The organism is Streptomyces sp. B3I8 (assembly GCF_030816915.1).
Classification (GTDB): Bacteria; Actinomycetota; Actinomycetes; order Streptomycetales; family Streptomycetaceae; genus Streptomyces.
This window is the reverse complement of sequence record NZ_JAUSYN010000002.1, coordinates 6,729,823-6,755,374: the sequence shown is the minus strand read 5'-3', so window position 1 is coordinate 6,755,374 and position 25,552 is coordinate 6,729,823. Positions and strand designations below refer to the sequence as shown.

9 protein-coding genes (1 of these 9 cut by a window edge) are annotated in these 25,552 nt (G+C 71.7%); all 9 read left to right on the top strand.

From position 1 onward, the window contains the following. The first annotated feature begins 22 nt into the window (after window positions 1-22). On the top strand, window positions 23-1,426 hold the full coding sequence (gene eccD / locus QFZ64_RS31930) for a type VII secretion integral membrane protein EccD (protein WP_307070948.1): 1,404 nt from the start codon (window positions 23-25) through the stop codon (window positions 1,424-1,426). A gap of 91 nt (window positions 1,427-1,517) precedes the next feature. Beyond that, on the top strand, window positions 1,518-3,218 hold the full coding sequence (gene eccB / locus QFZ64_RS31925) for a type VII secretion protein EccB (RefSeq protein WP_307070947.1): 1,701 nt from the start codon (window positions 1,518-1,520) through the stop codon (window positions 3,216-3,218). Between the two features lie 233 nt (window positions 3,219-3,451). Beyond that, window positions 3,452-3,790, top strand: coding sequence for a hypothetical protein (locus QFZ64_RS31920; protein WP_307070946.1), 339 nt, complete (start codon window positions 3,452-3,454; stop codon window positions 3,788-3,790). Window positions 3,791-3,920: 130 nt separating this feature from the next. Beyond that, on the top strand, window positions 3,921-4,244 hold the full coding sequence (locus tag QFZ64_RS31915) for a WXG100 family type VII secretion target (protein ID WP_307070945.1): 324 nt from the start codon (window positions 3,921-3,923) through the stop codon (window positions 4,242-4,244). A gap of 122 nt (window positions 4,245-4,366) precedes the next feature. Continuing rightward, entirely contained in the window at window positions 4,367-4,816 is a 450-nt protein-coding gene (locus QFZ64_RS31910; protein ID WP_307070944.1) for a type VII secretion system-associated protein, read from the top strand. Between the two features lie 81 nt (window positions 4,817-4,897). After that, window positions 4,898-8,737 (top strand): AAWKG family protein, encoded by a 3,840-nt coding sequence (locus tag QFZ64_RS31905; RefSeq protein WP_307070943.1) that lies wholly within the window; start codon window positions 4,898-4,900, stop codon window positions 8,735-8,737. A gap of 146 nt (window positions 8,738-8,883) precedes the next feature. Then, window positions 8,884-9,333 (top strand): YbaB/EbfC family nucleoid-associated protein, encoded by a 450-nt coding sequence (locus tag QFZ64_RS31900; RefSeq protein WP_307070942.1) that lies wholly within the window; start codon window positions 8,884-8,886, stop codon window positions 9,331-9,333. 7 nt (window positions 9,334-9,340) lie between these two features. Then, complete coding sequence (locus QFZ64_RS31895) at window positions 9,341-9,709, top strand: hypothetical protein (protein WP_307070941.1); 369 nt, start codon at window positions 9,341-9,343, stop codon at window positions 9,707-9,709. Between the two features lie 18 nt (window positions 9,710-9,727). Next, window positions 9,728-25,552: the 5' portion of a lonely Cys domain-containing protein gene (locus QFZ64_RS31890; RefSeq protein ID WP_307070940.1), read on the top strand. Its footprint extends 21,633 nt past the window's final position; 15,825 of the gene's 37,458 nt are visible here — the first part of the coding sequence; it begins with the start codon at window positions 9,728-9,730; its stop codon lies off the right edge, out of view.

The window sequence follows — 25,552 nt, the reverse complement described above, 5'->3', positions numbered from 1 at the left end:
TTCAGGAGACGTGAGTCCCGGTATGACCGACACCTCCGTGGCCGGACTGTGCCACCTGACCGTGCGTGCCCCGAGCCGCACCATCGACCTCGCCGTGCCGTCCGACGTGCCGGTCGCCGACCTTCTGCCCACGGTGCTGCGGTACGCGGGTGAGGACATCGAGGAGAACGGCCTCGAACACGACGGCTGGATACTTCAGCGCCTCGGCGGCCGGCCGCTGGACGAGGAGGCGACGCTGGCCTCGCTCGACCTGACCGACGGTGAGGCGCTCCACCTGCGGCCGCGCACCGAGGCGTTGCCGGAGGTGCGGCTCGACGACCTGGTGGACGGGATCGCAGCGGTCACCCGGGACCGGCTGCACGGGTGGAGCGAGGAGGCCGCGCGGCGGCTGCTGCGCGGTCTGGTGGCGCTGGCGGTGCTGTCCGGGCTGACCCTGCTGGCCTGGCCGGGGGGCCTGTCGGCGACACTGCGGGCGGGCGCGGCCGTCGCCACCGGTCTGCTGCTGCTGGCCGGTGCGGCCTCGGCGAGCCGGGCGATGGACGATGCGGCGACCGGTGCGGTGCTGGGTCTGCTCGCCTCGCCGGCGTTGGCGCTGGCGGGCTGGCTGGTGCCGGGCGGTGAACTGAGCGGGCCGCAGGCCCACCAGGTCCTCGGGGCACGGCTGTTGGGGGCGGCCGCGGCCTGGGCGGGCGGTGCCGTGCTGGCGCTGGCGGCCGCCGCGGTGCGTACGCCGCTGTTCCTGGCGTCGGCGGTGGTGGCGCTGGCCACGGCGGCGGGCGGCACACTGATGACGGCGTTCGACGTGCGCCCGGCGGCCGCGGCCGGTGTGGTGGCGGCGCTGACGGTACTGATGGGCGGTCTCGTGCCGGCCCTGTCGTTCCGGTTCGCGGGGATGCGGATGCCGGCCCTGCCCACCAACGCGGGCCAGCTCCAGGAGGGCATCGATCCCTACCGGGGCGAGGACGTGACGGTGCGCACGGAACTGGCCAGCGAGTGGATGACGGCGCTGTACGGGGCGACGGGTGTGCTGGCGTCGAGCTGCCTGGTGGGTCTCGCCTACCACCCCAGTCTCCCCGCGGTGCTGTGCGCGCTGACGCTGTCGCTGCTGCTGCTCCTGCACGGGCGGGGTCTGGTGAACACCGCGCAGCGTCTGGTGCTGGTGCTGCCGGGCGCGTGGGGTCTGCTGCTGCTGTCGTTCGGCTGGGGCCTGGAGCTTTCGGGAAGCGAGCGGGCGCTGCTGGTGGCGGGGCTGCTGGCGCTGGCGACGGCGCTGACGGTGGCGCTGTGGACGGTGCCCGGCCGGCGGCTGGTGCCGTACTGGGGGCGGGCGGCGGAGCTGCTGCACTCTCTGCTGGCGATCGCGCTGCTGCCGCTGACGCTGTGGCTGCTCGGCGTGTTCGGCCATCTGCGCGGCATGACGGGCTGACCCGGGCGGCCGGGCCGGCTTCCCACCGGGAACGGCCGTCCCCGCAAGTCCCCGTAAGCGAGTACGAACCAGAACGAGCCAGGAGGCAACCGTGCGGTCCAAGCGCGATCAGGTGCAGGCGCACACGTTCATGATGGGGCGGCTGACCGCGGGCATGCTGCTGGCCGACCCGGACGCCCCGGAGAGCCCGCTCGGGCGCACCACCCGCGGGGCGTTGATCGGGGTGGTGGTCGGCGCGCTGGTGTGCGGCGGCGCGGTGGTGTTCGGGCTGCTCAAGCCGGGCGGCAACGACACCTGGCGCAGCGGCGACACCCTCATCGTCAACAAGGACACCGGCGCCCGCTACCTGTATGTCGGGGGGCGGCTGCGCCCGGTGCGCAACTACGCGTCGGCGATGCTCATCGGCGGCTCCGACCTGTCGACCACGTCGGTCGGCTCGGCGTCGCTGGAGGGCACCCCGGTCGGCAGGCCGGTCGGCATCACGGGCGCCCCCGACACCGTGCCGGGCACCGGCGGCCTGGAGGACTCGGCGTGGGAGGTGTGCTCGGCGGGTTCGGGGACGACGACGGCGCTGGTGCCGGGGGCCCCGCTGGAGAGTGAACCGGTGGGTGAGCACACGGCGTTGGTGGTGCGGGGTCCGGACAAACGGATGTATCTGGTGTGGCAGGGCAGCCGGCTGGAGCTGGACGGCGCGTCGGGCGCGACGGAGTCCCTCGGCTACGGGGCGGTGAAGCCCCGGCCGGTGTCGGCGGCGTTCCTCGACGCGCTGGTGAACGGCCCCAAGCTGGCCACGCTCCTGGTCCAGGGGCAGGGTGCGCAGGGTCCTGAGCTGGGCGGGCGGCCCACCAGGGTGGGACAGGTGTTCCGGGTGGTGGCGGGCTCGGGCAGTCAGGAGTACGTGCTGCAGAAGGACGGTCTGCACCCGGTGACGGCCACGCAGTCGGCGTTGCTGATCGGTGATCCCGACACCCGCAAGAAGGCGTACGCCGGGCAGCCGCCGAAGGTCGTCACGATCGGTGTCTCCGATCTGCGGGCCCATCAGGCTCCGGGGACGTCGGCGAAGGACCCGTCGGTGGCCGGGCTTCCGGACAGCCCGCCGCGCGCGGCGCGGCCGGACACCGGGCAGGCGGCGTGCGCGCAGGTCGACACGGTCGACGGGCGGGTGCGGGTGCGGTCGGTGCGGGTCGCGGAGTCGGCACTGTCCCCGGTGACGCAGCCCGACATGACGGCGCTGGCCGCGGCGTGCGTGCCGGTGGACGGGGTGGTGATGCGGCCGGGGCGCGGCACGTTGGTGCGGGCGCTGGGCTCGGCCGGTGCGCCGGTCGGTGACACCACGTTCCTGGTGAGCGACGACGGGGTGAAGTACCGCATCCCCGACTCGTCGGCGCTCACCGCGCTCGGCTACGACGAGGGGTCCGCGGTGCGGGTGCCGTCCACCCTGCTGTCCATGCTGCCCACGGGCCCCGAGCTGGATCCGCGGGCGGCGGCGTCGGAGTCGGTCACGCCGGTGGCGGCCGGGTCGGCGGTGGGCGGACCGACGGCGCAGTGCGACGGCGGCGGGAAGACAGGCGCCGGCCGGGCCGGGGCGAAGGCCCCGTCGAAGGGCACGGCGACAGGTACGGAAGCCGGCACGGCGGCGGGTACGGGGGCGGGCAAGGGCGCGGCCGGCGGTTCGGGCTTCGGGTCCGCCGCGTCGGGCACGGCCGGTACGTCCTCGGGCACGCGGCAGGACGCCGCCGGTACCGGGGGCTCGTCGGCCGCCGGATCGGGCACCGCGGGCAGTGGTTCGTGACCGTTTCCGGTGTGTCCCGCGCCCGCTTGACGACCGCTTCCCGGTTCCCGGCCCGAGCGCGCCCGCTGGGCCCCACGGACGTGAAGGTTGCGCTCAAGTAACCGCTGAGCAACAGAACTTGACGGTTTGGCCACAGCAACCTCAGATTTTCCTCAGTCGGTTGTCAGCGCAACTTTCCGCACTCTAGGCTCACGGTGCCCCGAACACTTACCCGAATGATGAAAGGTGGGACGATGGCGGGAGACGGCCAGCAGTCAAGCGAACATTCAACCCGGAACGGCATCCAGGCCCTCGAGAGCGCGTTCAGCGGCATCATGAAGATCCGCCAGGACGTCGACGGCACCCGTTCCACCCTGGGCGCCGGCTACCAGGGCAGCGACGGTGGCCAGTACGGCCAGCTGCTCGGCCAGTGGGACGAGCAGTGCAATGTCATCCTCAAGAACCTCGAGGACGTCATCGACCGCCTGAACCAGAGCCTGGTGGAGCACAACAAGACCCAGGGCTCCTCGAACGACCAGATCAACCAGGCGTACAACAGCTCTCAGTCGGTCTTCGACCAGCTGGCGGGCTGAACACGGGACGCCACGCCCCATCCTCGGCACCTCCGGTCACGGTCGTGCCACGGGCACCGGCGACCACCGGTCGCACTCGTGGCGACTTCCACACCCACCCCCCTGCACACCCTCGTGAGAGAGGCAGACCGTGGCAGACAATCTGAGCGACGGTTACATCTACGTCAGCTACAACCACATGGCGAACGCGGCCGACGACATGGTCATGCAGACCAAGGCCATTTCGCAGACGCTCACCAACCTTGAGGCGGAGCTGAACGAACTCTCCAAGACCTGGTACGGCAACGACGCCGACACCTACCGCCAGAAGCAGGCGGCCTGGGACGGCGCGGTGGAGAACATGAAGAACCTGCTCAACTCGCACGGTGCGCTGCTGCAGGACATCCACAACAGCTACCAGCACAGCGAGAACTCGCTCAGCCAGATGTGGTCCGAGGTCACCATCGGCCGCTAGATCCGGCTCACTTCCACACCGCGCCGGACCGGCCCTCGCGCCGCCGGCGCGGTGTGGGCATTCCCCGTACCGTCGCCGTCGCCGCTCCCTTCGGCCGGCGCGCACCGCCAGCGGAGGCACTCATGACAGACCTGACACATCTGGACTCGACCGCGCTGAAGAACTTCAAGAACCAGGATGTCGGCGGGTTCAGGACGGACCTCAAGAACATCCGCGAGGACGCGGCGGGCGTCAAGTCCCTGAAGAACACGATCACCAACAACGGCGACGACTCGATCGAGAAGAAGTCCATCCTGCGGATCGGCATGATGGGCGGCGGTGACAACACGGACGCGCTCGGCGGAGGCGCCCTGCTGACCTCGCTCACGAAGAAGGCCACCGGCCTGGACAACATCTTCGTCTCCCAGGGGACGCTCTTCGGGGACATCGACAGCGCCCTCGACGACACGATCACCACGCTGCTCAAGACCCAGGGCGACAGTCTCACCTCCATCGACGGCGAGAAGCTGTTGGACATCTTCGGGACCGTCGACGACGACATGAGCGGCACCGGGGACAAGACCGAGTCCTGATTCGGGCACCCCCGCCCGCCCCTCCGGCGTACCCCGCTCACCGCCCTCCCTCCACCCCTCTCAGCAGCGGAGCTCCGTCCCATGGCCGACAGCACGACCGGTACCCCCACGTACGACGAGGGCGACTACTTCGCCCAGGCGGTCATCAACCTCACCGGCTATCCCGTCCCGTCCAGGTCCTCCCTGTTCAAGAGCCTCAGCAGTGCCAGCACCGACGACTTCTCGGGGCTGCAACTGTTCCGCATGGAGATCTCCGGGGAGGGCATGCGGTCGGTGACCGAGTCCGACTACTCGGCGCTCTACAAGCAGCGGCACGACGGCGGTGACGACTACGTCCTCGCCTTCTACGACGCCGGCGGCGACGGAGCGCACAGCAGCGTGAGCTTCAAGAAGGCGCGGATCATCATGATCGGTGTCGGCGTCGACGAGCACGGCCGTGCCACGCTCTGGGGCGACAAGCAGATCAGCGGCGGCGGTAAGTTCGAGGGGTCGTACTCGCACACCCAGTGGGACTCCGGGCCGATGGCGCAGTACATCTCCGGCAGCAAGCTGGCCCTCGACAGGCTGATCGCGAGCCTCACCACGGAGGACTTCGAGTACGCCGGGGCCAGTGTCACCGACGCCAACGCCGTCGACCTGAACTCGTTCATCACCGTCGGGCAGTCCTTCGACCGGGTGATGAACTTCTTCACCTCCCACGCGGACACCATCGCCTCGTGGATGAAGTCGCTCGGCGAGGACCAGGCCGCCTGGAAGGGGAAGGCGGCCAGCCTCTTCTGGCACCTGCTGAAGGAACTGCAGACGAATTACGACGGGTACATCAGCCAGCTGGGCGGGCGTGATTACTCGGCCGGTCACGTCTACAACGACTACCACCCGAAGACGAACGTGAGCGACGCGCTGCTCGGCGCCATGTTCGCGGCGCGGCAGGCGGTCCTCGATGTGCAGAAGGGGTGGGAGGAGTGGGCCAAGGACGGCAAGCACGACCCCCACTACCACCTTGTCCAGGTTCTGGACAACGTCAGTAAGTTCGTCATCGAGAACAACATCAATCACGTGCAGTCGACGACGAGCACGCACGGCAACTACGGGGGCGGCTACTCCACGACCACGTCGTACTCGACGGAGGCGGGGTTCAAGCAGGTCTCCGAGTACGGCGACCTCACTCAGAAGACCACCTGGCAGAAGATCGCCGACGCGGCCGTGGACGCCTGGGCGGATCACGCGGACAAGACGGTGGTGGCGACGTCCAAGACAGCACTCAGCCATTTGAAGAATGCCTGGTCCGAAGCGCTGGACACCATCAAGACGGAGATCAAGAACAAGAACACGGAGACGCTTCAGCAGGTTTACACCAAGGAACAGAACCAGATCACCCAGGACCAGAACAAGCAGAACAACGACAAGCTCAACAACTACCTGGACGACCTCGGCAACAACGTCAACAAGCTGGGGGACAACTTCAATGACCTCAACAAAGACCTGAACAAGAACCTCAACGGGCTCGGCGACAACTTCAAGGACCTCAACAAGGACCTCAACAAGAACCTCAACGGCCTGGGCGACAACTTCAAGGACATCAATAACGACCTGAACAAGAACCTCAACGGGCTCGGCGACAACTTCAAGGGCCTCGGAGACAATTTCAACAACCTCAACAAGGACCTGAACAACAATCTCAACGATCTCGGCAACGGGCTCGGCAACAACATCAAGACGTTCAGCGACGACCTCAACAACGGGTTGAACGACGCGTTCGGCAACAACGACCCCAACAATCCGTTGAACGATCCGAACAGCGTCACCGATTCGAACAATCCGTTGAACAGGATGGCGTTGACGTCGGTCAACCCCAATTCGCTCCTGGGTGACGGCAACGACAAGACCGGCACCAAGAAGCTGAACTCGCCCACCGGGGCCACCACTCAGCTCAATGACGACGGCACCCTGAAGTCCGACTTCCCGGACGGCTCCTCGTCGTCGTTCGATCCCGACACCGGTGACCTCACCACCACCGACGCCAACGGGAACACCAGCACGACCCACCTCAACCCGGGTGACACCTTCACCAACCCGGACGGCTCCACCACCAAGCTGAACGACGACGGCACCCTCACCACCACTTTCCCCGACGGCTCCCAGCAGACGCTGGACCCGTCGACCGGTCAGGTCACCACCCTCAACCCCGACGGAAGCATCGCGTCCCAGGGCACCCTGGACCCGACCGACGGCTCCTTCACGATGCCCGACGGGGGCAGCGCACATCTCAACGGGGACGGGTCACTCAGCTCCGACTTCGCGGACGGGTCGCACTCGACGTTCAACCCGGACACCGGCGACCTCACCGTCACCGACCCCTCCGGGCACACCACCACGAACCACCTCAACCCGGGCGACACCTTCACCAACCCCGACGGCTCCACCACCACCCTCAACAACGACGGCACCCTCACCACCAAGTTCCCCGACGGCTCCACGCAGCAGCTCAACCCCGACACCGGGCAACTCACCACCACGGACCCCTCCGGGCACAGCACCACGACCACCCTCAACCCGGACACGAGTTCGTTCACCACACCGGACGGCAGCACCGCGCATCTCAACGGGGACGGAAGCCTCAGCACCGACTTCACGGACGGGTCGCACTCGACGTTCAACCCGGACACCGGCGACCTCACCGTCACCGACCCCTCCGGGCACACCACCACGAACCACCTCAACCCGGGCGACACCTTCACCAACCCCGACGGCTCCACCACCAAGCTGAACGACGACGGCACCCTCACCACCAAGTTCCCCGACGGCTCCACGCAGCAGCTCAACCCCGACACCGGGCAACTCACCACCACGGACCCCTCCGGGCACAGCACCACGACCCATCTCGTGCCGGACTCCGGGTCGTTCACGACGCCGGACGGGAACAGCGCGCACCTGAACTCCGACGGCACGCTCCACACCGACTTCGCGGACGGGTCGCAGCAGGACATCAACCCGGACACCGGTGACGTCAAGGTCACCGACCCGTCCGGGCACACCACCACGACCCACCTCAACCCGGGCGACACCTTCACCAACCCGGACGGCTCCACCACCACCCTCAACAACGACGGCACCCTCACCACCAAGTTCCCCGACGGCTCCACGCAGCAGCTCAACCCCGACACCGGGCAACTCACCACCACGGACCCGTCCGGGCACAGCACGACCACCGACATCAACGGTGACGGCCCGTCGTCGCCCTCGTTGCGCACCAACGGCCTGAATACCGGCTCCTCCCTGGACACCAGCGGCCTGAACGGCAACGGTGATCTCCCCTCGCTGAACGGTGGTCCCACCTCACTCAACGGGGGCGGGGTGAGTGGCGGTTCACTCAATTCCTCGCATGGCCTGGACTCCGGTCTCGACGGTGAGTACGACGACTACGACAGCACCCCGTACAGTGGCGGCTCGCTGCGCACCGGCGGCGCGTCCGACGGTGTGGCCCTCAACGCCGGCTTCGGCACCGACGCACAGGACGCGCAGACCGGGCCGGGCGGCACACCCATGAACCCGATGGGCATGGGGGGGATGGGGGGCGGCACCCCCATGGGCGGCGGCGGCATGCCCATGGGCGGGATGGGAGGTGGCGGCGGCGGACAGGGCGGCAACAGCGAACGCACCCGCGCCGTGCTCACCGACCCCACCGGCGGCCGCCGCGGCCGGGTGACGGGCAGGCAGGCGGGCGTCGACGAGGACGAGGACGTCGTGTACACCCGTCCCACCACGTCCAGTTCCCCGTACCCGGTGGGCGGCCCCGGTGCGGCCGGTCAGAACGGCCGCTCCACGGAGAGCGGCGACCGGGCCCGGGAGGCCTGGCTCGCCGAGGACGAGGACGTCTGGGGCACGGACGAGGGCGGTGCGCCCGCGGTCCTCGGCCGCTGACGGACCTCTTCGCGCGGTGACGGGCGACACCTGGCCGTCCGTCACCGCGCCGTGGTGCACGGCCGGGCGGTGCGTGGCGGTCCGTCACCATGTAGGTGAGCGACGTGAGACAGGCAACAACGAAGGACGAGCGGGGAGGGTGCGCGATGGACAGTGAGTCGATCGAGCAGCGGCTGGCCAAGGCGATGGCCGAACTGGAGGCCACGGAGGCCGCGGTGGCGCAGGCCGAGGGTCAACTCGCGCACGCGGAGGCCACGGTGCGCTCCGCCGATCGCGCGGTCGAGGTGACGGTCACCGCCCAGGGTGATCTGACGTCGGTGACCTTTCTGGACGGCAAGTACCGTACTATGCCCGCAGGTCAGCTGGCGGCCAGTGTGCTCGAGGCGGTTCAGGAGGCGCGTGCCCGAATGGCGCGGAAGGTCATGGCGACGTTCGAACCGTTCACCCAACCGAACCCCGAGGCATCGGAGCTCAGCGGCTTCGACGTGGACTGGAACAAGATCTTCGGGCCCGGTGTACTGGAGGGCCCGAAGGGTGACAGGCGTCGCGGTTCCGGTCGGCTCCGCGACGAGATCAGCGAGGACCCGGAGGACTGAGGCAACGATGTCGGAAAACGCGTACTTCGCCAATCCCAGCGTTCTGGTGGCCGGAACCCGGCAGATCGAGCTGATCAGCCAGATGGCCAATGAGATGCTCAACGAGTTCATCGCCGATGTGTCGGCCACCTCCGACTGGCCCGGCAAGGACGACAGCTACGCCAAGCAGACGATTCCCAAGGAGCGGGAAGGACGCGAGGGTGCCATCGCGACCTGCACGGAGCTGGTGAACGCGCTGGTGGCCGTCGGCGACGGCACGCTCGCGAACACCAAGAACGTCCTGGGCACCCAGCGGGGTGTGCTCGACTCCATCCACGACTCCGGCATCAACAAGGGCAACGGCAACAACGACGGCGCGCACAGCGGCAAGCACTGACGGCGCGGTCCTCGTCCGATGAGCATCAAGGTCTCCCCGCAGCTGAACAATCTGCTGTTCGTGCTGATCGGCGAGCGCCTGCTGCAGGGGGACGAGGACAAGGCCTTCGCCAACGGCAAACCGTACGGACGGCTGAGCCGGCGTATGCGGGACCTGTCGGACGTGATCGGGGCGACCGCCGGGGGTGTGGGCCGGGCCCTGCCCCCGAGGGTCGGGAACAACTATGTGCGCGCGATGCACATGTTCCTCGACGACGGCGGCGTCAACTACCTCCAGGATTTCGCCAAGCAGCTCGACGACCTGGAGAAGTCCCGCACGAAGTCCTCCATGGACATCATGGAGTCCAAGTGGCAGATCATCGCCGAGCTGGTCCGGCTGCTCATCGAGCTCATGATCATCATGGCGCTGTCGATCTTCACCGGCGGCACCGCCTCCAGCCAGGCCGCCGTGGCCAAGGCGCGCAGCCGGGTCGCCATCCTCACCGTGATGGACGCGCTGTTCAAGCGCACCCACGTCCTGCCGAGCATCTCCGAGATGTTCGAGGAGGCCTTCCAGACCTTCGCCGTGCGCCTGGCGATGATGAAGAGCGCACCGCCCGGACGCAGGCCGGACGGCTTCGACTGGAACCAGATCGTCCAGGACGGCGTCTTCGGCGCGTTCACCGGTCTGTTCCACGGATTCCTCAACGACATCCTCAAGGGCCTGAAGAAGAACTTCAAGAACCTCACCAACAGCGGCCTGTTCAAGGACATCAGCGGCAACGGCAACAAGTTCAACAACAAGTTCGACAACAAGTTCAACAACCCGACGCCGAACCCCAAGCCGAACCCCCGCCCCAACCCCAACCCCGGCCCGCACGCCGGACCGAATCCGGTACCGAACCCGGTGCCGGAACCGAAGCCGCGTCCGAACCCCACTCCCCTGCCCAGGCCCAATCCCACGCCCACACCCACGCCGAAGCCGACGCCGATCGTGAAGATGAGTCCGATCGACCGGTTCAAGCACGAACTGGGCGAGGACGCCCATCACTTCCTCGCCGAGGGCGGCGCCGAGGCGCTGGGCGAACTGGCCACGGCGGCCATCTTCCATTTCCCGACCGACGGACTGAACACCTTCCTCGGCGGCGGCCTCAGCTCGGTCAGCGAGCGCCACCTGGGCCAGGGCGCGTCCGCGCTCGGCGGCAAGTTCAACATCCACACGCCGCCGAACGTCAACACCGTCGGAGCCGACGAGGTTCCCGGCTCCCAGGACGATGACACCTCCTCGTCCTCCCACGACTCCTCCGACAGCCCCGGTGCCGGCGGGAACGCCCCGTCCCCGGGCCCCGGCCCGTCCCTCACGGTGCCGAACACCACCTCCTCCTCGCCGGGCGGAGGCGGTCAGGGCCGTCCGGGCCCCGGTTCCGCGGGGTCCGACCGCCCGGATCTCGACGAAACCGGGATCGACGGCAAGGGCCCGGCCGACGCCGGCCTCGACGACATGGATCTGGGCGGGATCGAGCCGGGCGGAGGGCACCTGGACGGCGCTCACCTCGGCACGGTCGCCCCACCGACGCCGCACCACGCCAACGGGAAGGGACAGCAGCACGCCGGGAACGGACAGCAGCACGCCGGTGGCGAAGCTCCGTCGGCGGGGAACGGCGTACCCAAGGGCGGAGCGGGGACCCCGAACGGGGTCCGGCCGGGCTCGTCGACGTCGCAGGGGCCGGGCGAGGCCGAGGACCACAGCGGCCTGTTCGACGACAACGACAGCGACAGCCTGTTCGACGACAGCGACGCCGAGACCGACCTCGACAGCATCTTCGACGGTCACCCCGGCGGCGACAGCGATACCGACACCGAGAGTCTGTTCGGCGACGACGACACCGTCACGCACGCCGGAGCGCCGGACACCGACCACGCGAAGGGTGCCGCGGGCCCGGGGGACACCACGGGCACCCCCCTGCCCACGACCGGCACACCGCTGCCGCACGTGCCCTCGCCCACCGGCTCCCCCGCACCGGCTCCCGGCAACGCCTCGAACACCAACGGCACGGGGACGGGGACGGGGACAGGAACGGGGACAGGGACGGGCGGCCAGACGTCCGGTGCGCCGTCCACATCGCCGTCGTCCTCGCCCTCGTCCGCTCCCGGCGGCAGCGCGCGCCCGCCCGCCCCGGTGCGCACCGACGGCACAGCGCCGGGCACGGACGGCACGTCCGACTCCACCGGCACGGACGGCACCCCCGACCTCGACGACACGTCCGACACGTCGGACACATCAGATGTGTCCGACGTGCCCGACGTGCCCGACGTGAACACCACCTCCGGTGCCCACGGCCCCGGCACCGACGTCACGAGTGACCCGAGCGGCAGCACCCAGGGGGACCCGACCCGTACCGCGGGCGGCGACACCGGCTCCCCCGGCGACGCCACGCCCGCGCCCGCACCCGCACCCGTCGCGACGACCGGTCGCGGCGCTCCGACAGCCGCCACCGGCGGTGCCCCGCAGGACCCGCAGGGCAAGGGCAAGGGACCGGAGACGGCACCGGGCACCGACGCGGACGACCGCCCCGCCAACGGCACGGACACGACGGACACCACGAACACCACGAGCGGCGACATCAACACCGATGTCACCGACCTCGACGTCACCCACGCGTGGGACCGGCGCACCGACGCCGTACAAGAGCTCACGCACGCGACCGGCGACGTCGAGCGCATCCGGGCGCGGATCGACAGCGGCGAGGGCGGCAGCCGGGACCTCGACGCCCTCGACGCGGCGAACCAGCGGGTGGACCGGGCCGAGCAGCACCTGAGCGACAGCGAGGACCGGCTGCGGGACCTCGGCATCGACCCCCACGACCCGGTCGCCTCCCCGCACCCCGCCCCCGTCGTCCGGCGCGACGACGACCAGCGCCAGTGGATCTCGTCCCAGGTCACCGTCGACGACCTCCCGGACGGGCTGCCGACCGGACTGGACCCGCACACGCCGGTCACCCTGCGGGACCTGACCGCGGCGGGCGTGACCGTCGACCCCACCCTGCGCACACAGTTCACGCTGGGCGACGGGGAGGTGTCACTGGCCGACACCGGACTGAACCCCGTCGATCAGGTGAAGGTGCTGATGAACCGGCCGGGGCCGTGGCCGAATGCCCTGGACGACGTGGCCGCCGACACCTCCCGGCGCCTCTGGCAGGACTCCTACGACGACTTCACCGGCCTCGTGCCGCCCGGCACGGATCCCCGGGCCGCCCGGCAGGCGTGGGACACGGCCACCGGCCTCGTCCTGCCGCTGGAACTGCACCCCGTACGCGCCGACTCGCGCTACACCACGGGCCCGTTCCGGGACGCGGTACGCGAGGTCGCCGACCTCCTCGTGAACGGCGCCGGACGGCCCGCCGCGGTCGCCCGCGCCGATCAGCTCCGGCACGGGATGGGCCTGCCCGTCCGGGTCCGCGGCGGCGGCCCCGGGGTGACGACCACCACCGAGGGTCCGCAGCCGGTTCCGACCACGTCGGGCGATCCGAATCCGGTACCGGCGTCCACCACGCAGGTGCCCGGCACGGGCAGGCCCCTCACGCTCGGGGGCGACCCCATGGCCCCCGGTGACGTCGACGGAACGGACGAGGACGCGAGGTACGACGGCGTCTCCGAGGAGACGGCGACGTACGCCCACGGGCTGTTGAGGACGCTGGCCGGCCAGGAGCCCGATCTGCGCACTCTGGCGCAGCAGTTGCTGCATGACAGCACACAGTTCGGTTCGGCCCCGGTGCCCGTCGACAGGCTGTACGGACTGGTCGCGGCGGCGGACCAGGCGGGCCGGGCGGACAGTCTGGCCGCGATCGGCGCGTTCCACCTGGACCAGCGTGGAGCGCTGGACGACCGGTGGCTGGTGCGCGACAGCGGAGGGCGGCGGGCGGGCCGCGACTGGACGGGCACCGCGGGCCGGCCGCGGCTCGACCGGTACGAGGTGGTACGCCCCGACGGCACCACGAACAGTGCGGCCGCGCCCTGGCCGCAGCAGCGGCCGTGGATCGTCTCGGCGGACGGCGGCCCCGAGGGGCCGTACGTGGCCGACCGGGACGGGAACATACTCGTCGCCAACAGCTGGGACGAGTTCGCCGAGCTCCTGCGCCACGATCCTTCCTGGCGGCACCACGGTGATCTGGTGATCGCCGTGTCCCAGGCCGGGTCGCAGACGCTGGAGGGTCCCGCACGCGTCGCCGATCTCCTGCGTGTGCGCACCTGGTCCACCAACGGCGTGATCGACTGGCAGGGGCGGGCACGGGGCGGCACGCCGCGCCTGCGCGTGCACGACACGGCCGTGGTCTGGGTCCCCAACGCTCCGGACCAGCGCGCCGGCGCGGTCCCGGGCACGGTGACCGACATCTACGGCGAACAATTCGACGACAGTGACATCGCCTCGGCGACGATGGTGCATGCCGACGGGCAGCGTACGTACGGGCGCAGCATGCTCGGGCCCGACGACGGGGTCAGGAGAGCCCACGGAAACATAGGTGCCCAGATCAGGCACTTCACCTACGGCGAGGTGGAGCCGGGGCCGAACCGCACCTACCGCATCGTGCGGGAGTCGGCGGCCGTGCGTCCGCTGCCGTTCGATCCGGCCTACGTCATGAACTTCCACGGCACCCCCGTGGCCGGTGAAGTACCGCTGGTGGACGACGACATCACCCACGCGCCACTGGCCGAGGTCGCCGGCTTCTTCGGACGCCGCGGCAGTTTCCAGGCGGTGCGCCCGCAGGACATCGTCCTCGCCGAGGCGTGCGAGGTCGCCGGATACCCGCCGGGAACCGACGATCCCCTCAACCACCCCCGCGGCATTCAGCACATGGCGAACACCCTGAACAGGATCGTCGCGGCGGTGAACCGCACCATCGTCATCCGGCCCGCCGCGGACGGCCGTCCGGCGCGGTTCGTCGTGGTGACGGAGGACGCCACTCGTCCCGTCGACGCCCAATGGGCCTACGCCTACCCCGAGCCCGACGAGTTCGAGCTGACGGAGATAGGACAGCGGATCGGCGGCATGTTCACGCAGGTGCCGCGGCCCCGGCAGCTGCTGACCTGGCTGCGGGCGGGACGGGAGGTCTACGGAGCGGACTTCGGGCCGGCCACCCCGGGTTTCGACCTGACCATGCAGGCCATCGGGTCCCTCGACACCCAGCGCATCGCCCAGGGCGGTACCGGACCGCTGACACTGCCCTATCTGCAGGAGTTCGCCAGGCCGTACAACGCGGGCTACGGCTATCCGGAGGGTTCCTGGGACGGCCTGCGGTGGGCGCTGCACAACATGGTCAACTCGTACATGGGAACGGCCACGGGCGGGGATCCGTCGGCTCCCGGGGACGTGCCGGGCACGGGCGCGGACGGCACCGGCCCGGTGGTGACGCCGCGTACGGCGGCGTCCGGTCCGGCCGGCCCGGACGGGGAGTTCGACGGGGGGCCGCCGCCGATGGGGGTGCCCGAGGGTGTCGCCGGTCCGGTCGCGACGGGCGGGCTGCGGCGCGGCGGCCAGGACTGGTGGCGGGCGCGCGCGGCCGCGGGCGATCCTGTGGTGCGCCGGCACGGCTGGTCGAGCGTCAACCGGCAGACACCGAGCCTCGACGGCGCGCTCGAGCCCACCACGGTGTCCGGGTCCTTCCGGGTGCGGCGGTTCCAGCACGACGGCGTCACCTACACCGACGTCGAGGTGCGCACCGCGTTCACCACCCGTGACCCGCTCACCTCCCAGCAGCTCGCCGACGTGTGGACGCAGTTGTCCGCCGACATCGAGAGCGTCTACAACGCGCCCGGCCACCGGCTCCCCAACGGTGACGTCCTGCACGTCACCCCGGTGCGGGTGCCCCACGGCGACCCCGACGTGGACTGGCTGGCCGACGTGTACGCACCGGCGCCCGGCGTGCGGCCCTCGCACCACCGGCTGCCGGCCGACCTCGTCGCGGGCTCATTCGTCGGCGCGCACGAGTTCGGCCACCAACTCGGCCTGCCCGACGAATACTCCGACAGGCCCTCCGCCGAGGGCACCGGTACGGACACCGGCGAGGGCATCGGCCCGGTCGAGGGCATCGACGTCCCCGGCAGCATCATGGGCCGCTACAACCTCCCGGTCGACCCGGCCGAGCGGGAGACCTACGAGCGGGAGGCAGCCGAGGGGCGCCCCACCCTGGCCGCCGGCGGCCTGGCGCAGGGCGGTGTGCGGGACCGCAACCTGCGCCGCATCGACAGGATCATCGGCGAACTCCCCGTCGTCACACCCCGTCTCACCGGTCCGCCGACCGGCCTGCCCGACGACTCCCTCACCGGCCTGGGCGACTTCCACGCCATGGTGAACCGTGCCCTGCGCACCACACCGGTCAGCACCACCAGCGGCGTGACCGACGAATCCCTGGACGCCTTCGCGGACTTCAACGCCCTGGTGGACAGCAGCCTCCGTATCGCGCGGGCCGAGGCCGGCCTCGACGCGTCCGTCGACACCGCCTCGCTGTTCAACACGCCTGCGTCCCCGGTCGCCACGACCGGCGGTGCCGATCCGTCGGACACGAACATCGACCCGTCGCCGTCGCCGTCGCCGGACTCGTACCAGGAGCATCTGGTCCGGGCGTTCGGTGCCGGTATCACCCAGGACCCGCGGTACCAGGACCTGCGCCGGGCCGTGGAACGGCTGGACACCCTGCGGACCGCCGACCGCGACCCCGCACTGCGCCAGGGCCCGCTGGACCTGGACGCCGTCACCCGCCGGGTACTGGTGCTGGACCCGGCCGCGCCGGTCGGCACCGATCAGTACGACGCGCTGTTCCGCATCGCCCTCGACCCGGCCGTGGCCCAGGCCCCCGGCCTCGCCACGCTCGCCGCCTCCGGGTTCGTCGCGCGCGGCGCGCTGTCCCGGTCGTTCGCGATCACCGCCCCCGACGACACCCCGTACGGACGCGAGTGGCTCGACGGTCCGGGGACCAGTCACGGGCTGAACCTGGACCTGGACAATGTCTGGGACCACACCGGCCGGCCGATCACGCAGCCGCAGACGACCGGTCCTCGTCCGGCACCGTGGCGTCCGGCCGCCGGCCGGCCGCGGCCGTTCGTGATCGCGGCCGGCGGCAGCCCGCATGCCGTCGCCGTCATGACGAGCGACGGGGCCCGCACCCACGTGCCGGTGGACGTGTTCACCGAACTCCTCGCCATGGACCCGGCGTTGTCCGGCCTGCCGCAGGACGTGCCGGTCGTGCTGATGGTCCCGCACGCCGGAGGCCGGCAACTGGACCTGCCCCGCGCCGTCGCCGACCGGCTCGGCCGGCAGGTATGGTCCACCAGCGGTCATCCCGCCCAGGAGGGCCAGTCGGACGGCAGCCGAAGGATCTTCCTTTTCGAGCGGCCCGGGGTCCCGCGCGGTGACTGGATCCTCAGCAGTCCCGGCGAGGTGCTGGGGGACGCCTCCCAGCAGGCGGCACAGTCCCAGACTTCGGACGTGCCCGAGTGGGAGCGCAAGCTGGTCAGTTACACCCTCGTCGCGGAGGAGGACAACGCCCAGCAGCTCGGGCGGGCCGCGTTCCACCCGGGCGAGTTCGCCGGGCTGCGGGAGCCGCGGTACCGCAATGTGCACCGGGTGACCCGCGTCGAGCACCAGCACCCCGGCGCTCCGCTGACCCTGGGGACGGTCCCGCTGACGGTGGGCGCCAAGCCCGGCGAACGGGTCTACTACCTCGCCATGCACGGCAGTCCGCGTCACGTCGTCGCGCCGCTGGAGGACGGCACCACCCACGACGTCCCCGGCCAGGAGCTCACGGGGTGGCTCAAACGACGGCCGAGCGTGCGCCGCCTGCGCGACCAGGACTGGATCTACCTCGACGCCTGCTGGACCGGCAGCACCCCCGGCAGCACCGCGTACACCAACACCGGCGCCTTCCTCTCCCCGGACGCCGACCCGCTCGCCGAGATACCCCTCGCACAGATCGTCTCCAACGGCCTCCGCAAGCGGGTACGGGCGAGCGACCGCCCCGTCGGCTACGTGGGCACCCCGCCGGACGTGCGCCTGGTCATACCCACCGACGTGCAGCGGCGTCCCGGGCAGGTCCTGGAGTTCTGGCCCGAGCCGCACGACACGGAGCTGGCCGACCTGGCCCGCACCGCCGGCCTGCACACCGGTCCCGACCCCGTGCCCGGCGAGACCCTCGACCGGACCCTGCGCCTGGTGCGCGCCCTGCGGCAGACCCTGGGCGCCGGCATCGGCCAGGACCCCGCCTACCACGACCTGCTGCGGGGCATCGGCGCCCTGGAGACGATGCGGCACAACGACACCCACCTCGGGGGCGTCACTCCGTTCACCCTGGACCTGTTCCGGCGGGCGGCCTTCGCCGACCGGCGCGACCACGGCGACGGCAACCCCGCCGTGGACGCCGACACCTACCGGGCCCTGCTCGCGCGGGCGGCCGGCGCGCCCGCGGGCACCCGGCTCTCCGACTTCGTGCGGATACCGGGGCTCGCCGTGCTCGCCCGGCAGATGGGGGCCATGCCGAACCTGTCGGACACCGCGGTGCGGATCCTGCGGCTGGACCCCGCCGCCACGGTCGGCCCGGCGGAGGTCTCCCGGCTGTACTGGGCCAACGTGAAGGCGTTCGAATGGCTCGGCACGGTGTCCGACGTGGGTGCCACCGCCGCGGCGGCGCTGCACCTGCCGGCCCCCGACCCCACCAAGCGTGAACAGCTGGGCTGGCTGGCCGCCAGCGCGATCGCCGCCGGGCGCGATCCGCGCGCCCCGCACCAGCTCGCCGCCTTCCACCTGGAGCATCTGGGCGCCTTCGACCCGCAGTCGCTCACGCGTGACGCCGCGGGACAGCCCAACGGCCGCAACTGGGGGGCCGCGCTGCCGCCGGGTGAACACGTGGATCTCTCCACCGTGTCCGCCGTGGCCCAGCGGCCCGACGGCACGTACCAGAGCACCGGCCGGCAGACCGCGCCCTGGACCACCCGGAACAAGCAGGGTTACGTCGTCCGGGCCAGGGACACGGGAACGGGCCGCACGTGGATCGCGCTGTCCGGCGGACGGCACCTCGCCGTGCCGCACGCGGAGGTCGCCGCGCTCCTCGCCCACGATCCGGAACTCGCCTCCCAGGACCTGTCCCACACGCAGATCGTCCTGGCCGTCTCCCAGTCCGGCAACGGCGCACCTCCGTCGAACCCGCCGCAGCCCCCCACTCCCCCGTCCCTGCGCTTCGCCGTGGCCCGCTCCACCGGGCGGACCGTGTGGGCGCCCAGGGGCACGACCGAGTTCGCCCGCCCCGGGACCACCGGCCCCTTCTCGCTGACCGGTGTTCCCGCCACCGGCGCCACCCCGGGCACCGACTGGGTCCGCACCCCGCCGGTCTCCGCCGCCCCGAAGCCGTCCCCGGCGTCCGCGCCGGCCGCGGCGGCCGTTCCGCCCGCCACCAACTCCGCCGGGCCGGTGCCGTTCAACGCCCCGTCCACCTCCCCCGCCGTGCCGACCGGGGCGGAGGTCGAGACGTTGACCGATCCGTATCCCGGGCGACGGGACGGCGACCTCACGGACGGCCCGCGCCCGCTCCCCGCGACGCCCGAACCGCCGACACCGTACGTCGGTGCGTCCGTGCCCGGTTCCGCCCCACTGACCAACGCACCGTCACCAGGCGCGTCACCCACGACGGACCCGGGTGCCACGGACGCCGGCTCGTCGCAGCCCCGGCCGCCGTCGCCGGACTCGTACCAGGAGCATCTGGTCCGGGCGTTCGGTGCCGGTATCACCCGGCACCCGCGGTACCAGGACCTGCGCCGGGCCGTGGAACGGCTGGACACCCTGCGGACCACCGACCGCGACCCCGCACTGCGCCAGGGCCCACTGGACCTGGACGCCGTCACCCGCCGGGTACTGGTCCTGAACCCGGCCGCGCCGGTCGGCACCGACCAGTACGACGCGCTGTTCCGCATCGCCCTCGACCCGGCCATGGCCCAGGCCCCCGGCCTCGCCACGCTCGCCGCCTCCGGGCTGGCCGCGCGCGGGGCGATGTCCAAGTGGCTGGCGCTCACCAGCCCCGACGGCACCCCGTACGGACGTGACTGGGGCAGCAGCCTGGGCAGCGACCGCCAACTCGACCTGGACGTGGACACCGTCTGGCGGGACAACGGGCAGCCGTCCTGGGAGCAGCAGACGACCGATCCGCGTCCGGCACCGTGGCGCCCCGGCCCGGGCCGGCCGCGTCCGTACGTGATCATGACGGGCGGCAGCCCGCACGCCGTCGCCGTCACCACGATCGACGGCGCCCGTACGAACGTGCCGGCGGACGTGTTCGTCGAACTGCTTGCCCTGGACCCGACGCTGACCGCCTTGCCGCCGGACGTACCGATCGTGCTGTTCGTCCCGCAGGCCGGGGGGCGGCAGCTGGACCTGCCCCGCGCCCTGGCCGACCGGACCAACCGGCAGGTGTGGTCCACCAGCGGCACGCCGAACCGGCAGACCGCGACCGACGGCACGGTGCGGGTCTTCCTCGAGGAACGGTCCGGCGTCCCCCGCGGCGACTGGATCCTCAGCCACCCCGGCGAAGTCCCGGCGGACACCACCGCGCACAACGGCACGGACGTGCCCGAGTGGGAACGCAGGATGGTCAGTTACACCCTCGTCGCGGACGGGGACAACGCCCGGCAGCTCGGACGGGGTCTGTTCAACGCGGCCGACTTCGTCCATCGGGAGCAGACGTACCGCCGTCTGCACGAGGTGAACTCGTATACGCGCTTCCACCCCGGTATCGGGCTGGCAACACAGGCGATGCCGATGCCGGTGGGCGCCAAGCCGGGCGAGCGGGTCCACCACGTCGCCCTGCACGGCCTCCCGCACGCCTTCGCGGTGCCACAGGACGACGGCACCGTCTACCGGGCTTCGGACAAGGAGATGACCGGCTGGCTCAAGCGGCGGCCGAGTGTGCGCCGGCTGCGCGACCAGGACTGGATCTACCTCGACGCCTGCTGGTCCGGCGGCTCCTACAGCCTCGACGCGAACCCGCATGCCAACCTCGGTGCGGTCCTCCCTCCGGCCCGTGATCCGCTCACCGAGACGCCCCCCGCGCAGGTGGTGGCCAACGGCACCCGCAAGCGCGTCCGAGCGACCGATCGCATCAACGCCTACATCCCCGAGCCTGGTACGGGTGCCGTCCGGTTCTCCGTGTACGACGACGCGCGAGGAGGGGCCGGGCGGGTCCTGGAGTTCTGGCCCGAGCCCAGTGACACGGAGCTGGCGGACCTGGCCCGCACCGCCGGCCTGCACACCGGTCCCGACCCCGTACCCGGCGAGGCTCTCGACCGGACCCTGCGTCTGGTGCGCGCCCTGCGCCACACCTTCGGTCCCGGCATCGGCCAGGACCCCGCCTACCACGACCTGCTGCGCGGCATCGGCGCCCTGGAGGCGATGCGGCACAACGACCCCCACCTCAGGGACCTCACCCCGTTCACCCTGGACCTGTTCGCGCGCGCGGCCCTGGCGGACCGACGCGACCACGGCGACGGCACCCTCACCCTCGACGCCGACACCTACCGCGGGCTCCTGACCCGGGCGGCCACCGCACCGCCGAACACCCCCCTCACCACCTTCGTCGACATGCCGTCCGCCGTCACGGCCGCGGAGCAGCTGCACAGGCTCCAGAACCCGTCGGCCCTCGCCGTACGGGTGCTGGGGCTGCACCCCTCGACCGCGGTGGGCCCGGCGGAGATGAGTCAGCTGTACTGGGCGTACGTCGGGGCGATCGACTGGGTCCGCTCGCTGCCCGACGTGGGTGCCACCGCTGCCGCGGCACTGCACCTGCCGGCGCCCGACCCCTCCGCACGCGACCAGCTGATCGAGCTGGCCACCGGGGCGATCGCCGCCGGACGCAACCCGTACGACCCCGTCCAACTGGGCGCCTACCACCTGGTGCGACAGGGCGCCCTCGCCCCCCAGTCACTGCTCCAGGACGCTTCGGGCCTGCCGGGCGGCCGCAACTGGGCGATGCCGACGCTGCCACCGGGCGCGCGCGTGGACCCCTCCAGCCTGTCCACCCTGACCCTGCAGCCCGACGGTACCTACCGCCTCACCGGCCCGGACACGGCGCCCTGGACCGGCCGGGGCAACCAGGCCTACGTCGTGTCCGCCCAGGACGCCGGACCGGGTCGCGTCTCGATCGCGCTCCCCGGCGGGCGACAGGTCGCCGTGCCGTACGCGGAGGTTGCCGAACTCCTCGCCCTGGACCCGGAACTCTCCTCCCGGGACCTCCGCGACACGCAGGTCGTGCTGGCCGTCTCCCGCTCCGGCGGCACCACGGCACCGTCCCCCCACACGCCGCCGTCCGGTATGCCGCGGCTCGACGCGTCCCTGCCGCTGCGGTTCGCCGTCGCCCTCGCCACCGGGCGGACCGTGTGGGCGCCCAGGGGCACCGTCGAGATGGGTCGGTTCGCGAACGCGGGGTCCTATTCACTGACCGGCGTCTTCGGCACCCCCGGCACCACGGCCGTCTCCGACTTCGTCGCCACGTCCCCCGGCTTCTGGCTCGCACCGGGGCCCCCGGCGGCGGCACCGGCCGCTCCGCCGCCGACCAACTCCGGCCTGCCCGACGCGTTCGGCACCGCGTCCCCGACGCAGGTTCCGGTCGTCGGCACGTCCGGTGGCGGCCTCACCGCGGCTCCGGATGCCTCGGACGGCGCCCCCGCCCCGTCGGACGACGGCGTCGCCCCACCGCCGCCCGAAGGCGAGACCGTCCCACCGCCCGAGGGCGAGACCGCCCCGCCGCCCGTGCCGACGCTCACGGTCACGTCCCCCGAGGGCGACACCACGCCCGTTCCGCGGCCGGACCGCGGGCCGCGCCGGTCCTACCTCGGCGAGTACGGGCGGCGTCACGACGGCCAGGTGGGTCTGGTGTACGTGGAGCCGATCTCGCCCGAGGTGGTCGACGGCGTGCACCGCCAGGTGCTCGCCGCGCTGGGCAGGCCGACCCCGGCCGACGGCGACCCCGTGCTGGCCCAGCTCCAGGACGTGCTGTCGGCGCGGGAGATGGCGCGGCATCTGCCGTACCTGCGCAGCGGCGGCGGCCACCGGATCACCCTGCGCGTCGACGGTGCCGACCGGACCGTCGACGTGCGGCTGGCGCTCGACGCCATGCGGCCCTCGGCGCGGCAGGGCACCCTGAACCCCAGTGACCCCGACAAGCATGTGGAGCGGCGCGGACAGGGCACCCGGGAGATCGTCTCGACGCAGCCGTCCGGCACGTTCTCGACCCTTCCGGTGCCGTGGTCCGGCGCGGTGCCGATCGAGCGCGCGGGTCCGGTCCGTTCGATCGACCTGTCGCTGGGCGCGACGCTGACCCACAACCAGGCGGACGGCTCCACCACCGTCACCCAGATCGTGCAGACCACCAGCGCGCAGCGCAGCAACGAGCCGTCGCGGGCCTACGACTTCACCGGTGACTGGCAGGTGCGGGTGGACGCGCCGCCGCCCGCCCCGGATGCCGTTTCTGCTCCCGGTTCGGATTCCACCCCGGACACCGCCCCGGGCACCGACCCGGTGGTGGCGCCGCCCGTGGCCCCGGCGGGCGACTGGGGCGAGGCGGAGCAACACGGTCCGCTCACCGTATGGTTCCCGCAGCACCTGGTGGACGCGCACAACGACCCCGCGGGGCAGGTGCTTCCCGAGCCCGCGCACCTGGACGACCTGCCGATCTACGGCGTCGACTCGGTGCTGCACCCCCGTCGGCTGTACGAGGGCGCGGCACGGTTCTTCGGCCCGGAGCTGGACGCCACCGCCGCTTCCCAGCTCGCCGACTTCCTGTCCGAGCCGGTCCTGCGCGGCACGCTGCCCATGCAGCGCGACGGCGGGCTGTACTCGCCGGTGCTCACCGACGAGCGCGGCCGGGCCGTGGGAATGATGCGGCTCGACGCGGTCGTCACGCCGGTCACTCCGGTCGCCAAGAGCATCAACGCGAAGATCAACCTCGAGAGCCATCTCGTCAGCATGGTGAGGAACGAGCAGAAGACCGCGTTCAACAGCGGGGTCACCTTCACCGGAAGCGTCGGCCCGGCCTTCACCGGCGACACGCGGCACGGCCACCCGGACGCCACCATCAGCATGGGCGGGTTCGTCGCCGGGAAGGGCAGTGCCCAGCTCGGGGCGCAGAACGCGTTCGGCACCAGCTCGCTCGCGGCCGGCATGCACGCCGTGCGCACCAACCGCAGCCATCTGCTGACCGAGTCGGACGTCACGTACACCCTCACGCTGATCCGGCCCGACGGCAGTACGAGCGTCTACGCCCCGGGCACCTGGGAGCACGGCCTCGATCTGCGGATGCTCAGCCGCGTCGACGCGGTGGGGCGCGTACCGGACGAGGGCAAGGGGGAGGTCCGTCATCTGCCGCACGAGCTGGCCTCGCTGGAGTCGATCGGCCAGACGGTCGCGCCGCTCGGCGTGAACCACGCGGACCCGCTGTTCGACGAGGCGGAGACCTGGCTGCGGAACGAGGGTTTCCTGCCGCCCCCGTCCGACGCCCCCCGCCGCGGGATCCTGCCCGACGAGACGCTGGTGCAGGCGCAGTTGAACAACCTGCGGCGGCTGCGGGAACTGCGCTCCCAGCTCGGGCTGCGGGCGGCGAGCGACGCCATGGTGGACGGCGGCCACCCGCTGTTCCTGGAGGTCCCCTCGGTGACGGGGCGGCGCCGGGTGCGGCTCGTACTGGGCGCCACTCGTGACCCGGGCCGGCCGGTCCGGCACACGAGGGTGCTGCCCGGCATCCAGGTGATGGGCGTGGCGCAGTCCGCGGCCGGCGGCAACGGGCAGCTCGGCACCAGCTACGGCGCGGCCGGCGGCTTCGGCGGCGGCCCGTCCTTCCCCGTCCTCGGGCGGACCTGGACGGCGGGCGGCAGCGGCGACTACCAGTACGCGGGGCATGCCTCGCTGGGCAACACCACCCTCACCACGGTCGGCCACGACCAGTTCTTCATCAGCACCGGCGACCAGGACACCGAGGTGTTCGAGGTGCCGGCCCATCTGACGCTCGACCTGTTCCAGGGTCCCGGCACCGAGCCGGTGGTCAGGTTCGGTGCCCCGGAGCCCGTGCCGCACGCCCCCGACGACCTGGAGATGGGGCCCGACCCCGAGTGGCACGGGGTGCAGGGCACCGTCCGGCTGGCCGTGCCGCACGGGCGGACCCTGGACGCCCCGGCTCCCACCCCGGCGGGCGAGCCGTTCACGGTGCGTCCGGTCACGCAGCTGGACCGGGACCGGCTGGGCATGGTGGACGAGCACGGTGTGCCGCGGCGGGACGTGGTGCGCGTTCCGGACGACGCCCTGATCGACGTGGCGCGCGGTTCGGCGGCCTTCCAGGACGCCTTCCAGCGGTTCGTCACCGGTGGCGCCCCGGCCACCGCGCCCACGCCCGCATCCACTTCCACGCCCACGTCCGCCCCCGCGTCGGCCACCGACGGCACCGCCCCGGTTCCGGCGCCTGCTCCGACTCCCGCAGCGGGGTGGGTGCCCCAGGTGGTCTCCCGGTTCTTCGGCCGGTTCAGCAACTTCGTCACCACCTCACTGACGGGCAGCGCGCCCACCGACACCACCACCGTGGCGGCCGAGTCCCGTACGACGGCCCTCTCCCCCACGTCACTGGTCGCCCGCGGGCCGCAGATGTTCGGCGGAACCTACGTCGTGGAGGGGCTGACGCTGCCGGGGCTCGGCTCCGACGGGCAGTTCTCCGTGGAGGTCCAGTCGATCGCGCACACGCCCCGGCTGACGCACAGCATCAACCAGTACCTGGAGACCGGCGTCTCGTCGAGCGACTCGGCGCAGCAGTCCAAGGGGCTGAGCAAGGGCCACCAGTTCGGTCTG